Source organism: Paraburkholderia humisilvae (assembly GCF_902859855.1).
Classification (GTDB): domain Bacteria; phylum Pseudomonadota; class Gammaproteobacteria; order Burkholderiales; family Burkholderiaceae; genus Paraburkholderia; species Paraburkholderia humisilvae.
This window is the reverse complement of sequence record NZ_CADIKH010000059.1, coordinates 1-13,237: the sequence shown is the minus strand read 5'-3', so window position 1 is coordinate 13,237 and position 13,237 is coordinate 1. Positions and strand designations below refer to the sequence as shown.

At 60.7% G+C, this 13,237-nt stretch carries 11 protein-coding genes; 5 read left to right on the top strand and 6 right to left on the bottom strand.

Going from position 1 to position 13,237, the window contains the following annotated elements; translation table 11 throughout:
* Positions 1-25: 25 nt before the first annotated feature.
* The 4 genes from HV796_RS33805 to gspI all read right to left on the bottom strand — a co-directional run bounded on the left by HV796_RS33805 (position 26) and on the right by gspI (position 5,926).
* Positions 26-2,176 (bottom strand): tetratricopeptide repeat protein, encoded by a 2,151-nt coding sequence (locus tag HV796_RS33805; RefSeq protein ID WP_175232247.1) that lies wholly within the window; start codon positions 2,174-2,176, stop codon positions 26-28.
* Positions 2,177-2,396: 220 nt separating this feature from the next.
* A complete protein-coding gene (locus HV796_RS33800) occupies positions 2,397-4,616 on the bottom strand; it encodes a tetratricopeptide repeat protein (protein WP_175232246.1) in 2,220 nt (739 codons plus the stop codon).
* Between the two features lie 244 nt (positions 4,617-4,860).
* A complete protein-coding gene (locus tag HV796_RS33795; RefSeq protein WP_175232245.1) occupies positions 4,861-5,526 on the bottom strand; it encodes a PulJ/GspJ family protein in 666 nt (221 codons plus the stop codon).
* Positions 5,510-5,926 carry a type II secretion system minor pseudopilin GspI gene (gene gspI, locus HV796_RS33790; protein ID WP_175232251.1) on the bottom strand — a complete coding sequence of 139 codons (417 nt, stop codon included), beginning with the start codon at positions 5,924-5,926 and terminating at the stop codon, positions 5,510-5,512. The genes HV796_RS33795 and gspI overlap by 17 nt, the downstream gene beginning before the upstream one ends.
* Before the next feature lie 509 nt (positions 5,927-6,435).
* Here gspI and HV796_RS33785 point away from each other — a divergent pair.
* Positions 6,436-7,536, top strand: a complete 1,101-nt coding sequence (locus HV796_RS33785) for a TIGR03118 family protein (protein ID WP_246356178.1) — start codon at positions 6,436-6,438, stop codon at positions 7,534-7,536.
* Between the two features lie 33 nt (positions 7,537-7,569).
* On the opposite strand, the gene HV796_RS33780 is transcribed toward HV796_RS33785, so the two are convergent.
* Positions 7,570-8,526, bottom strand: coding sequence for an isopenicillin N synthase family dioxygenase (locus HV796_RS33780; RefSeq protein WP_175232243.1), 957 nt, complete (start codon positions 8,524-8,526; stop codon positions 7,570-7,572).
* A 234-nt stretch (positions 8,527-8,760) separates the two neighbouring features.
* On the opposite strand from HV796_RS33780, the gene HV796_RS33775 reads away from it, so the two are divergent.
* The 3 genes from HV796_RS33775 (at position 8,761) to HV796_RS33765 (ending at position 11,026) form a co-directional block, all read left to right on the top strand.
* Positions 8,761-10,146: an FAD-binding oxidoreductase gene (locus tag HV796_RS33775; RefSeq protein ID WP_175232242.1), complete on the top strand. Its 1,386-nt coding sequence runs from the start codon at positions 8,761-8,763 to the stop codon at positions 10,144-10,146.
* Between the two features lie 93 nt (positions 10,147-10,239).
* Positions 10,240-10,503, top strand: coding sequence for a cupin domain-containing protein (locus HV796_RS33770; RefSeq protein WP_175232241.1), 264 nt, complete (start codon positions 10,240-10,242; stop codon positions 10,501-10,503).
* Between the two features lie 43 nt (positions 10,504-10,546).
* Entirely contained in the window at positions 10,547-11,026 is a 480-nt protein-coding gene (locus HV796_RS33765; protein WP_175232240.1) for an OsmC family protein, read from the top strand.
* 99 nt (positions 11,027-11,125) lie between these two features.
* Here the strand turns inward: HV796_RS33765 and HV796_RS33760 are convergent, their stop codons facing one another.
* Positions 11,126-11,626: an Lrp/AsnC family transcriptional regulator gene (locus tag HV796_RS33760; protein WP_175232239.1), complete on the bottom strand. Its 501-nt coding sequence runs from the start codon at positions 11,624-11,626 to the stop codon at positions 11,126-11,128.
* A 149-nt stretch (positions 11,627-11,775) separates the two neighbouring features.
* Here HV796_RS33760 and HV796_RS33755 point away from each other — a divergent pair, with 149 nt between their 5' ends.
* Positions 11,776-12,792: a 1-aminocyclopropane-1-carboxylate deaminase gene (locus tag HV796_RS33755; RefSeq protein WP_175232238.1), complete on the top strand. Its 1,017-nt coding sequence runs from the start codon at positions 11,776-11,778 to the stop codon at positions 12,790-12,792.
* Positions 12,793-13,237 lie beyond the last annotated feature (445 nt).

Genomic DNA, 13,237 nt, shown 5'->3' with positions numbered 1-13,237 from the left:
GCCCCCGTCAGGTCGTTGAATTGGCTCAGATCGGCAGGGCTGCCGGCACCGCCGCCGGAAGGGATCGCAACGCGTCGCGAATCCGCGCGAACACATCGCTCCATTGTCCCGCCTGGGCTTGCCGGAACAGCCGCGCGTTCGGATACCACGGGTTGTCGTCGCGATCGAGCAGCCAGCGCCAGTCCGGCAGATACGGCAACATGACCCACAGCGGCCGGCCCAGCGCACCCGCGAGGTGCGCCACCGACGTGTCCACGCTCACGACACAATCGAGGCACTGAACCAGCGCGGCGGTATCCGAGAAGTCGCCGATCTCCTCACCGAAGTGACGGACGTTCGATGTCGTAAGCAAGGTCTGCTCCTCGGCACGCACGAATTTCTGGATGCTGACCCACTCGACATCGTCTGCGAGTTCAGGCAGCAGTTCATCGAGCGAAATCGACCGGTTGTGGTCGTCCAGGTGGTTTGGATTGCCGGACCACGCAATGCCGATGCGCGGCCGCGAACGCGGTCCCAGACGCGTTTCCCAGTGAGCGATGCGTTCTTCGTCGGCGCGTATATAAGGCACGTCCGCCGGTATCGTCGACAAGGTCGTGCCGAATACCATCGGCAGGCTCAACAACGGACAGTGAACGTCGAACAGCGGCAACGGGTCTCCATAGGCGACGATCTGATCGATACCCTCGACCGTCGCCAGTAAAGACCGCAACGGCGCCTGTGCTTCGACGATCACGCGCGCGCCGCGCGCCTTCACCATTTTCACGTAACGGCAGAACTGCAGCGTGTCGCCAAGCCCCTGTTCCGCGTGCAGCAAAATCGTCTTGTCCTCGATGGACTCCTTGCCGAGCCAGAGCGGCTGAGCGAACGCACGCTTGTGCGCACCCACCTGTTCTTCGCGCCAACGCCATTCATATTCGGGCCAACCCTTTTCCAGGTCACCCATCTGCAAATAGACGAACGCCTTCGTAAAGTGCGTCACGATGTGCTCGGGGTCGATCGCGAGTACACGGTCATATTCGGCAATGGCTTCCTCGTGACGCATCATCGAGCGCAGCGTATTACCGCGATGATAGAGAGCGGGTCGGTCGTCCGGATCGGCCGCCAGCACGCGGTCAAAGCTGGTCAGTGCTTCTTCGTAACGATGCAAGCGCTGCAGCGCCCGGCCGTGTTGGAACCACGCCTGGGAGTGGGTTTCGTTGCAAGCGATCGCACGCGCACAACTTTCGAGTGCTTCCTGTGCTCTACGCAGGTCGATCAGCGTGACTGCGCGATTGCACAGCACCTCGACCGCTTGTGGTGCGATATCCAGCGACGCATCGTAGTTTTCCAGCGCGTCGGTATAACGCTTGAGACCGTGCTGGATATTGCCCTTGTTAGCAAGCGCGCTCGCGTGCCGCGGGTCCAGCGCGAGCACGCGGTCGCAGCGTTCGAGTGCGTCGTCGTATCGTTTCAAACGTTCGAGCACGACGGCGCTATTGAAGATTGCATCGACGAAATCCGGGTGCCCCGCGATCGCAGCAGCAAGACTGGCCAGTGCGGAATCGAGCCGGCCCAGGTCCGCGAACGTTAGCCCTTGCATAAGCAGCACTTCTGCGCTGTTCGGCACGACGGCAAGCGCTCGCCCGTAGCTGTCGAGCGCTTCGCCAAGTCGACCGAGATCGCGCAGCGCATGGCCGCGTTGTCGATGCACGTTGAACGAACGGCTATCGATCGCCAATGCGCGCTCGCACGACTCCAATGCCTCCGCATGGCGTTGCAGCGCCCTGAGCACCACCGCGCGGCCGCACAGCACGTCGGCCTGTGCCGGCACCGCTTCAATCAGCCGATCGTACATCTCGAGTGCTTCTTGATGGCGGCTGAGATTGGCCAGTACACCCGCGCGCAACATCAACGCGCGCGGATGCGATGCATTGAGCGCAAGCGCGGCGTCGAGGCGCGCAAGCGCATCATCGCGGCGGTCAAGACTAAGCAGTACCGACGCGTGGTTCGCCAGCGCGAGCGGCGAAGGGCTCCGTTCGATCGAACGGCTCATCGCCGAATCGGCTTCTTCCATCCGCCCGCGTTGAAAATGCAACACACCCAGCAAGTGCAGCGCTTCCGCGTGATCCGGTTCCGCCTGTAAAGCCTCGCTATATCCCCGCTCCGCGTCATCGAGTGCGCCGCGTTCGTGAAACATCTTTGCACGCCGAAATACACCGTCAGCAGCCGTCGCCGGCGTTTGCGCAGTTTGGACCCGTCCCCCGGGCTGACCCGGTGCCGCGACCGGTGAACGTGCGCCACCTTGTGTTCCATGCGTTCTGCTTTCCGCTTCAGACACCATCGATCATTCCCTCGTTGGAGGTCACAGATTCTTCGTATTCTTCAAGGCCCGCGTGGGCGCGGTCGCTCAAACGTGTCTACAACCGGGTGGCGAGTTCGTGTCTAACCGCGTCGATCACGTCTTGCCACCGTCCAGGCGCCGGTTGCCGGAAGAGCCGCGCGCCCGGATACCAAGGGCTGTCGCTGCGCTCGCGCAGCCAACGCCATTCGCCCATATAAGGCAACATCACCCACACCGGCCGATTCAGTGCGCCGGCCAGATGAGCGACCGCCGTATCCACCGTAATCACCAGATCAAGCGATTCCATCAGCGCCGCTGTATCGGAGAAGTCGCGCAGATCGGCGTCGAAGTTCCGCAACGGCGAACGCTCGAGCGTAGGGAAATCGCGCTCGCGGACCACCTTCTGCAGACTGATCCATTCGACGTCGAGGTCCAGCAGCGGCAGCAAGGTCTTCAGTTCGAGCGAGCGATTGCGGTCGTTGCGATGTTCGGGATTGCCCGACCACGTCACGCCGACGCGCATGCGCCGTTTCGGGCCTAGAGCGCTGGCCCATTTCTGCATGAGTTCGGAATCAGCCCGCAAATAAGGTGTCTTTGCCGGAATGGTCCGCAGATCGGTCCGGAAGGCGAGCGGCAGGCTAAGTAACGGACAGTAGTAGTCGTGCGGCGGTAGCGGCTCGCCGGCCGCAATCAATTGCGCCGCGCCGCGCAAGGGCGTAAGCAGCGCCCGCAATGCCGGCTGCACTTCGAGCACGACACGCGCCCCTTTCGCCGCGAGATGTTCAACGTATCGGCAAAATTGCACCGTGTCGCCAAAACCCTGCTCCGCATAGACGAGGATCGTTAGGCCCTCAAGCGGTTCCGCTCCGGTCCAGCGGGGCTTTATAAACGTACGCTTGATATGTTCAGACTTCGGGTCCTTCAAACGCCATTCGTACTGAGTCCAGCCGCGCGCGAAATCGCCTTGCAACAGATGAATGAAACCTCGTACAAACTGTGCGTCGACATAGTTCGGGTCGAGGTCGATCGCCTTGTCGTACGCTTGCATTGCTGCGTCGAGGCGATAGGTGTCCATCAACACATTGCCGCGATTGAACCAGGCCACTGCATACTTTGGGTTCACGGCGATTGCGCGGTCGTAAGCGCTCATCGCCTCTTCATAGCGGTGCAGGTCTTGCAATACGTTGCCGCGATTACACCATGCTTCCGGCATATTCGAAGACATCGCAAGCGCCGCATCGTAACTGAGCAAGGCTTCCTCATGACGTTCGAGATGACGCAACGCCGTACCCAGATTGCATAGGACGTCCGTCGCGCCGGGTTCGAGCTCCAGGGCGCGGCGATAGGTCGCCGCAGCCTGTTCATAGCGCATTTCGTGCAGCAGCGCATTGCCGCGTGTCGCAAGCGCTTTTGCATGATGTGGCTCCAGCGCGAGCACGCGGTCACACCGTTGAAGCGCTTCCTCGGACCTGCCCATACGTTCCAGCGCGACCGCGCTGTTATAGAGCGCTTCGACGAAATCCGGCTTCGTCGCGATCGCCTCATTGAAGCTCGTGAGCGCCTCCTTAGGGCGTCCCAGATCGACCAGCGTGCGGCCATGCGCCGACAGGATGCTCGGATGGTTCGGCACGATCGCCAGTGCGCGCGCGTAGTTTTGCAAGGCTTCCGCATGACGCTGCAAATCCCGGAGCACGTTCCCGAGGTTAAAGAGCGATTCGAACGATTGAGGTGAGAGGGTCAAGGCGCGCTGGTACGTGTCGACGGCGTCCTGATGCCGGCCCAGTGCGCGCAGTGCGCTACCGCGGTTGCATAGCGCATCCAGCGCTAGCGGCGATACCACCAGTGCCCGGTCGTAGTCCGCCAGTGCGTCTTCGAAGCGGCGCATGCCCACCAGGATGTTCGCGCGGCGAATCAGCGTGGACACATGGTTTCGGTCCAGCTGCAGTGCCGCATCGAGATGTTCCATGGCGCGATCGGCATCGCCGTTCGCCGCAAGCACCGCGCCGAGGTCCGACATCGCATCGGCTGAGGGCGCTACCGTCACCGCGCGTCGCAGCGCCGCTTCCGCATCGGCCGCATGCCCGCGCTGAAACTGCAACACGCCGTAGTAGTGCAATGCGTCGCCAAGATCCGGCTGCGCAGCGAGCGCTGCCTCGTATTCGCGCGCTGCTTCGTCGAATTTGCTCAGCCCGTGTAAATCTTTGGCTCGCGCAAGATGCGCGGACGCCTGGCGCCTTGCCGCGTCCGATGGTGTGGACGCGTCCACGCGCGTACCGCTTGGGTGATCGACCTCCATGCCCGCCTCCTGAACCCGTTGCGAATCATTGCGCACAGACCGGCGCGAGCGTAGTTGCCGCCGTCCGATCTGAGTAATCAGACTAGCGGACCGGGGGTAACACCAGTGTGACGAATGTTACGGACCATTTTGTCGCGGCGTGGAAAGGCGCATAAAGCCTCGACGTCACTGAAAGCCGAACCATCTACGCAATGGTTCCGCTTCGACCGCAAGTTCGGCGCGTTCCGTGGTCGGCTGCCGTGTCCTATTGACCGATCGGAATTGTGCGCACGAAATCGATCGGCGGAGTGCCCATCGACAATCCAAAGCGGATGCCGCGCGGCACCGGCATGCCGGCCGCGAGCTCGGTGCGAATGCCATGCTGCGCGAGAAATCGTGCATAGCACTCGTCGATCATCTTCTGGTCGCTCGTCCAGCCGACCGGCGGCACCCACACCGCAAGACTCATCGCGCGAGCGCGATCACTCACCACCACACTGGCAAAGTTGTCCATATGGTGAAGCGCATCGGCAAGCTGTGACAACGAAGACAGAGGCTGCGACGCACTGCGCATCAACTGATGGTCTTTCAGCCAATACCGAACCACCTGAACCTGGGTCAGCCCATTACCTCCATTCAGATGGCGGATCAACACAAGCTCATCGCGGCGAATCCTCAACGGCGGCCCGAACACCTCATCGGCCGTGACAAGATTCAGCATGTCGAATTGCAACTGGGAGAAGTAACGCCCTAGCAGCCGCGTCTCAGCAAGATTGGAAGTGACGTCGTCGCGTCCACGCACCGTCGCATCCAGTCCGCGCCACGCAAGCACGGCGATCACGGCGAGCAGCGCAATCGCCACCAGCATTTCGATCAGTGTGAACCCAGCGGCGCGTGTGCCGGTGCGCGACGGACTATCGATGCGCTTCATTCTGAATCACCGTAACAACTTCCGCCAACACCATCCGGTTCGCCGCCGACGGATAAACACTCACCGTCACCTGGCGCACCAGCGGACTCCCCAGCGCCGACACCGTCTGACGGCACACGAACCGATACGCCCCCTGCGGGCACGTAAACGTGGTTTGCCCCGGCGGCGGCCATGCCGACGAAATGCGCAGCTCGCTCAACGCATTGTCCGCACTCCACAGCGCAAGCAGATGCTGCCGCGCGGAGTCGGTATCCGCCGCAAGCGAGCCGATCGCCCTTAACACGGCGCCAAGCGCGATCGCCACGATCGCGAGCGCAACCAGTACCTCGATCAGCGTGAAGCCATGCATTGTTTTGGTGAATGTGGCCGGGCCGCGCGCACCGCCGCGCCGCGCGTGCATCACGCCAGCCGTTTGCTTCGTATGCATCGCTTGCTCATGTCGAATCGGTGAAGTGCCATCGCGGGTTCCAGCAACCCGATGCATGCTCCCCGCGCCCGCAAAGGAGAACCCACGAATGAGCAACTGAACTTAGCCGATTCATGTGGCGAATCCGTGTCGACTTGTGAGTACCTTTTTGTCACGCCGCTTCGCACGATCGCCTGGTCGGTCATGACATCGCCGAATCCCGTATCCGCTCACCTTTCCGCTGGCACGAGGTTATCCGTCTCTGGCGCGCCGGCCTTTCATCCATTCAACAAGTTCACGTTCTAACGCCCGCTTCATTTCCTCGGAATAAAGCTTCCGCAGATGCTGTTTTCGAGAGGCTGCACATTGCATAGGTTTGCTACGGAATGCGCGGCACAGGTCTCGTCCCCCGTGTCGACGCAGATGGTTAGGCATACATGCAAGCCATCGCGCGTCGCCAATGCCCCGGTAATGCTCAAAACACCTCAGAACAGGAGCTTCACGTGATCACCAGAAAAACGCTTCGCGCTGCCGCGCTGGCAGCATCAGTCGCACTCGCCCTTGCCGCATGCGGCGGCAGCGATGACCCGCCATCGCACCAAACCACCTTCAACGAAACGCTGCTCGATTCGGATGGCAGCATCGTCGCAACGAAGGCGGACGCGGACCTGCAGAACGGCTGGGGCGTCGCGTTCAACCCCACCGCCACGATGTGGGTCTCCGATAACAATACTCACAAATCTTCGCTGTTCGACGGCAACGGCAATATTCAGTCGCTGGTCGTGTCGATTCCCGACGGCACCGTCGGCCCCGCGGGTCCAACCGGCATCATCTTCAATCCGACCACGGACTTTGTGATCAGCTCGAATGGCGCAAGCAGCAACGCGGTATTTATCTGGGCCACCGACGCGGGCACAATTGCCGCGTGGTCGCCGAAGGTGCTGCCGACCACCGCCGTCACCGCGTTTGACGATGCCGTCAACAACGGCGGGGCGAACTATAAAGGCATCACGATGGTCAACATCGGCGGTCAGAACAGGCTGTACGCAACGGACTTCCATAACGCGAAGGTCGATATGTTCGACGCGCAGTTCAACAAGATCGCGCCCGCGGCCGGTCAGTTCGTCGACCCGAACTTGCCGCCCAACTTCGCGCCGTTCGGCATTCAGCACATCGGCAATAACGTGTTCGTCACGTATGCGCACCAGAACGCGGCCAAGGCCGCTCAAGTGGTGGGCGACGGTCTCGGCATTCTCGACGAATTCGATCTGAACGGCACATTCGTGCGGCGCATCGTCAACAACGGTGGTGTGCTGAATGCGCCTTGGGGCATCGTGCTCGCGCCAGCCAACTTTGGCCCGCTGTCGAACATGCTGCTGGTCGGTAATTTCGGCTCGGGCTTTATCGAAGTCTTCAATCCGACGACCGGCCAGGACATGGGCAAGCTGCCACTCGGCAACGGGCAGCCGTTCCAGCAAGCGGGCCTGTGGGGTCTTAGCTTCGGCAACGACGTCGATAATCAGCCGAGCAATACGCTGTTCTTCGCCGCCGGTCCGTCCAAAACGACAGGCGTGTTCGGGCGGATCGATGCGGTGACGAACTGAACATCGCGCGCGGCCGTGCTGCCGCGCTGACGCTCAATCCGCAAACGAGTAGTTGGCGCGCAGCAGGGTCTCCAGATGTTCGCCGTAAGTTTTGGGCTGCGGCTTGCACGCGCACATTGCGTCGGTCATTGACGCGATGGGCATCACGCGCGTGTTCAGGCCGCAATCGTAGAAGAAGCCGACCGAGTAACGCGACTTTTCCGGATGGTTGATCACGCGGTGCGGCGTCGCCTTGAGCACGCCGCCGCTCCATGCCTCCATCACTTGCCCGGTGTTCAGCACGAGCGCGTGCGGGATGGCGGGCACGTCGAACCAGCTATTGTCCGCTGCCTTCACCTGCAGGCCGCCGACGTCGTCTTGCGCGATGAAGCTCAGGCATCCGTAGTCGGTGTGCGGCGCCGAGCCGAATTGATTCGCTTCACGATCCGGCAGCGGCGGATAGTGCAACAGGCGCAGGATCGGGTTCGGCGTTTCGAAGTAGGGGTCCAGTCCGTCGCGCGGCAGGCCGAGCATGCAGGCGAAGCAACGCACCATCGCCTGGCCGACCCTTGTCATCGCCGCGCGGTAGCGCCGCACTGCGATCTCGAACTCCTTCGGGTCAAGCGGCCATACCTGATGGCCGCCCATCGCGGAACGGGACCACTGGTCGCACAGGCTCTCGTCGAGTTCGTTGAGCACGATAAATGACTCGCTGTAGTTCGGCTTGCGTGCCGAGCCTAATGTCGAGCGGGTCAATGTCGACGTGTTAAGCGGCAGGTAGCCGCGCAGATGCGCGCCGTAGCGGTACGCGAGCTTCTGTTCCAATGGCAGCGCGTAAAAGCGCGCAGATGCCGCAAAGAGATCGTCCATCATCCGCGCCGGCACGCCGTGGCCAGTGAGGATCGAGAAGCCCACCGTCGAGTGCGCTTCGTAGAGTTTCTCCTCCACCAGACGCCATCCGTTGGCGTCGTCCTCGTAGAGAGCCGAAATATCGATTACAGGTACTAGCATGACGCCTCCCATCTATTAACCATTGCCTTGAGATTTAGCGTACAGGCTGAAAATGAGGAAAGAGTGAGGGACGCGTTCGTTGCTTCGTAAGTTCGGGAATCAGCGACCGTGCTTCGCTTGCGCAGCCAGGCGTTGCCGCACAAGAACGATAACTATTTGCACGCGCATTCGAACCGGATGGCGTTTAACCGCCATGACAGTCTGTCGTGGCTTAGCCGATTCAAAGGAGCATGCATGCCCGGAATTCTCAAACACGCCGACGGCTCGATTGTCGAACTACGGACCGTCAAGCGGTTTATCAATGCATTCGCGGGGGAAGTGCTCCTTCCCGGTGACGCAGATTACGATTCAGCGCGCACGCTCTGGAATGCGAGTATCGACAAGCGCCCTGGCCTGATCGCACGATGCACGTCGACGGCTGATGTCGCGCGCGTCGTCACATTCGCGCGTATCAACAATCTGCTGGTTTCGATAAAGGGTGGCGGACACAACGTTGCAGGCCACGCGCTGTGCGATGACGGCATTGTGATCGATCTTGCGCCGATGAACCGCGTTACTGTCGATGCGGCGTCGCATACGGTCATCGTGCAAGCGGGCGCGCGGCTCGAAGATGTCGATCGCGAAACGCATCAGCACGGTCTCGCGGTGCCGGCCGGTGTGATGTCGAAAACCGGTGTCGGGGGCCTGACGCTGGGCGGTGGCATCGGCTGGCTCTCGCGCAAATACGGGCTGACTTGCGACAATCTCCTGTCGTGCGAACTCGTCAGTGCGCAAGGTGAAGTGTTGCAAGTGCATGGGGCATCGCATTCGGACCTGTTCTGGGCGCTGCGCGGCGGTGGCGGCAACTTCGGCGTCGTGACATCGTTCAGTTTCCGCGCCCATCCGGTTTCGACGGTGCTGGGCGGTGCAATCGTCTATCCGCGTGAACATGCGGCGACGGTGCTGCGCTTCTATCGCGACTTCATGTTGACCGCGCCTGACGAACTGACCGCCTACGTGGGCATGATATCGACGCCGGAAGGCATACCCGCCACCGCCATCATGATGTGCTATTGCGGCAACCCTGCAGCAGGCGAACCGATCGTTCAGCAACTGCGAACGGTCGCACCGCGCGTATTCGAAGCGATACAGCCGATGCCGTTTCCGGCCATGCAGAAACTTGCCGACCCGAGCAGCCCGGACGGGATTCACAACTATTGGCGCTCGACATTTGTCAATGAATTGAGCGACGCAGCGATCGCTGTGATTGTCGAGCAAAGCAACCAGGCTCCGTCGGAGCTTAGCGTGGTGCTCGTGCAGATATTCAGTGGCGCGGTGAACAAGGTGGATGCGGCTGCCACTGCGTTTCCTCACCGCAACGCGGGGTTCAATGTCGCGATTGAGGCCAAATGGCCCGACACGGTGCAAAGCGCGCGGAATATCGCATGGACGCGTGGGTTTTCCGACGCGCTCAAACCATTTTCCAGCTACACATGCCTCGTGAATTTTCTCGGCGACGAAAGCGCCAACGAAGTGCGCGCCGCGTTTGGCAGCCACTATGAACAACTCGTCGACGTGAAGACCAAATACGATCCGACGAACTTCTTCAGGCTCAATCAGAATATCAAGCCGCGCATGTAGTGGCTGGCCTCATTGCCGTCGCCTTGCACCCGCTGTCCTCGTCTACCTATACTGCGTCGGATGGGCCCGGACTGGCCCGACGGAGAACACCCGATGCAACGCGAAGCATTTGTTGAAGCGCTCGCTCAACAGGGATTTACCGAACTCGTCACGGTGCAGCGTGACGTCGGCGCGCTCGACGATCACGCTCATCCTTTCGAGGCGAAGGCACTGATTCTCGCCGGCGAAATTCATATCCGTACCGGCAACGACGAGCGGCTCTACAAAGTGGGGGACGTGTTTCATCTGCCTGCTAACATGCCGCACGCAGAGCGTTATGGCCCGCAAGGCGTCACTTATCTGGTCGGGCGAAAATAGCGCGGATTCTAACAAAACGCCTTCGGCCTCAAGGAGACCTGGTATGGCACACGGCGAACACCACTACAAAGTCACGGTGCAATGGACTGGCAACAAGGGAACCGGCACGTCGGGCTATCGTGACTACAGCCGCGACCATTCGATCCGATCGGGTAGCAAACCGGATATCGCCGGTTCGTCGGATGCCGCGTTTCTCGGCGACGCGGCGCGCTGGAATCCTGAAGACCTGGTCGTGGCGGCCGCATCGGCGTGCCACAAACTGTGGTATCTGCATTTGTGCGCGGAAGCGGGTATCACGGTGCTGGCTTACGTCGATGAAGCGCAAGGCACGATGCTCGATAGTCGCGAACAAGGGCACTTTACGCAGATCGTGCTGCGCCCCCGCGTGACCATTCGCGCCGGCGACGATCGCGAACGTGCGGAAAGCCTGCACCACACAGCGCATGAGAAGTGCTATGTGGCGAATTCGGTCAATTTTCCGATTCTGTGTGAACCGGCTATCGAGTTTTCTTCTTCGCGTTAAGCGCGCGGGTGGCGCCGCGCAATCGTGTCATGACGGTGGCATGACAGGCACGAAATGCGCTTGTCGCGCGGGTTTTTGCGCATTCGGACGCCCGTTCGGTTAAACCGGAAAGGAAGTGGTCGACAAAATCTCGCGCAATGCGATGAACGACCGTATCTGCCTCACGCCGGGCAAATAGATCAGCTTCTCCGCATGCAATTTGTTGAAGCTGTCGTTATCGCGCGTGCGAATCAGCATGAAGTAGTCGAATTCGCCAGTCACGACGTGGCACTCCATGCACCCCGGCACCTTCTGCGCGAGACGCTCGAATTCCTCGAACGATTCGGGTGTCGAGCGGTCGAGCACCACGCCGATCCACACCAGCATGCCCGCGTCGAGCCGCTTGGGGTCGAGCAACGCGACCGTCGAACGGATATAGCCCGTGCTCTTCAGCCGTTCAACCCGGCGCAGGCATGCCGGCGCGCTGAGGTTGACCCTGGCCGCCAGCGCGACATTCGAGATTGATGCGTCGCGCTGCAATTGCCGCAAAATCGCGCGATCGACGCGGTCGATCTCGAGGCTTTCCTGTTGGGACGTTGCGCGAACTGAAGGTTTTTTCATTGCGTGGAAACGACAAAACAAGAAATTTAATTAAGTGAATTTCCCATCTGGCGTTTTTAAACTACGCAATGCCGCTTATCTTTGCAAGCTCATTTTCTCGAGGATTTCCTAGCATGTAGCCCATCATCCCGAGAGAAAGGAGTCAGGCAATGAACTTGCGACGTTTCCCGCGTTATCCGCTGACTTTCGGCCCGACGCCGATCGTTCCGTTAAAGCGTCTGAGCGCGCATCTCGGCGGCAAGGTCTCGCTTTACGCGAAGCGCGAAGATTGCAATAGCGGTCTGGCGTTCGGCGGCAACAAGACGCGCAAGCTGGAATACCTGATTCCCGAAGCGCTGGAACAAGGCTGCGACACGCTGGTGTCGATCGGCGGCATTCAGTCGAACCAGACGCGCCAGGTGGCCGCGGTCGCCGCGCATCTCGGCATGAAGTGCGTGCTGGTGCAGGAGAACTGGGTCGACTATTCCGATGCGGTGTATGACCGCGTCGGCAATATCCAGATGTCCCGGATCATGGGCGCGGACGTGCGGCTCGTTGCGGACGGTTTCGACATCGGCATCCGCAAGAGCTGGGAAGACGCGATGGAAAGCGTGCGCGCCGCAGGCGGCAAACCGTTTCCCATTCCCGCGGGCTGCTCTGAACATCCGCTGGGTGGCCTCGGGTTTGTCGGGTTCGCGGAAGAGGTGCGCGAGCAGGAGAACAAGCTCGGCTTCAAGTTCGACTATATCGTCGTCTGCTCAGTGACCGGCAGCACGCAGGCGGGGATGGTTGTCGGTTTCGCGGCCGACGGCCGCGCACGCCGGGTGGTGGGTGTCGATGCTTCCGCGACGCCTGAAAAAACGCATGCGCAAATCACGCGTATCGCAAGGCATACAGCGGAGCTCGTCGGTCTCGAACAGCCGATCCATGAAAACGATGTCATTCTCGATACGCGCTTCGCCGGCCCCGCGTATGGCCTGCCGAATGAAGGTACGCTGGATGCGATTCGCCTATGCGCCAGAATGGAAGGCATGCTCACCGATCCGGTTTACGAAGGCAAATCGATGGACGCGATGATCCAGATGGTCCGCCATGACGAATTCCCGCCGGGGTCGAAAGTGCTGTACGCGCATCTTGGCGGCGTGCCCGCGCTGAATGCTTACAGCTTTCTGTTTCGCAATGGCTAAGCGGCAGACAACACGCGCCGCGTAGCAACGCCAACTATCATTTTCTTTACGCCCGGAGGCCGGCTTGATGAGTCAAGCCGGCCTCTGCGTTTCTCTATCTGTCGATCACGTCTTAACGTGATAAAACCAAGGTATCCCGCCCGCATACGTCGCTTCGCCCGATCAGGACGTTCGTATAGCTATCCCCCCGTTATCCCCTGCTGTATCGTCAAAGACTCCTCCTCACCTCGTTCGCGTCATCCCAGTCGATTTTCGGACTGTGTGATCGCGCGTACCCGGCAAGCGTTTCATCCGGTCTTCACACCCGACAGCAGATTTTTATCGAAAGGAGCTAGGCAATGAGTAACGTTCGCACCGAGACTGACAGCATGGGTGAAGTCGAGGTCCCCGCCGACAAGCTATGGGGCGCGCAAACGCAGCGCTCGCTCGAGCATTTCCGCATCGG

Bases quoted from the DNA above. Each gene is read 5' to 3' on its own strand.
- HV796_RS33805 (WP_175232247.1), bottom strand. From the start codon at position 2,176: ATGTTTCACGAACGCGGCGCACTCGATGACGCGGAGCGGGGATATAGC.
- HV796_RS33800 (WP_175232246.1), bottom strand. From the start codon at position 4,616: ATGGAGGTCGATCACCCAAGCGGTACGCGCGTGGACGCGTCCACACCA.
- HV796_RS33795 (WP_175232245.1), bottom strand. From the start codon at position 5,526: ATGAAGCGCATCGATAGTCCGTCGCGCACCGGCACACGCGCCGCTGGG.
- gspI (WP_175232251.1), bottom strand. From the start codon at position 5,926: ATGCACGCGCGGCGCGGCGGTGCGCGCGGCCCGGCCACATTCACCAAA.
- HV796_RS33780 (WP_175232243.1), bottom strand. From the start codon at position 8,526: ATGCTAGTACCTGTAATCGATATTTCGGCTCTCTACGAGGACGACGCC.
- HV796_RS33775 (WP_175232242.1), top strand. From the start codon at position 8,761: ATGCCCGGAATTCTCAAACACGCCGACGGCTCGATTGTCGAACTACGG.
- HV796_RS33770 (WP_175232241.1), top strand. From the start codon at position 10,240: ATGCAACGCGAAGCATTTGTTGAAGCGCTCGCTCAACAGGGATTTACC.
- HV796_RS33765 (WP_175232240.1), top strand. From the start codon at position 10,547: ATGGCACACGGCGAACACCACTACAAAGTCACGGTGCAATGGACTGGC.
- HV796_RS33760 (WP_175232239.1), bottom strand. From the start codon at position 11,626: ATGAAAAAACCTTCAGTTCGCGCAACGTCCCAACAGGAAAGCCTCGAG.
- HV796_RS33755 (WP_175232238.1), top strand. From the start codon at position 11,776: ATGAACTTGCGACGTTTCCCGCGTTATCCGCTGACTTTCGGCCCGACG.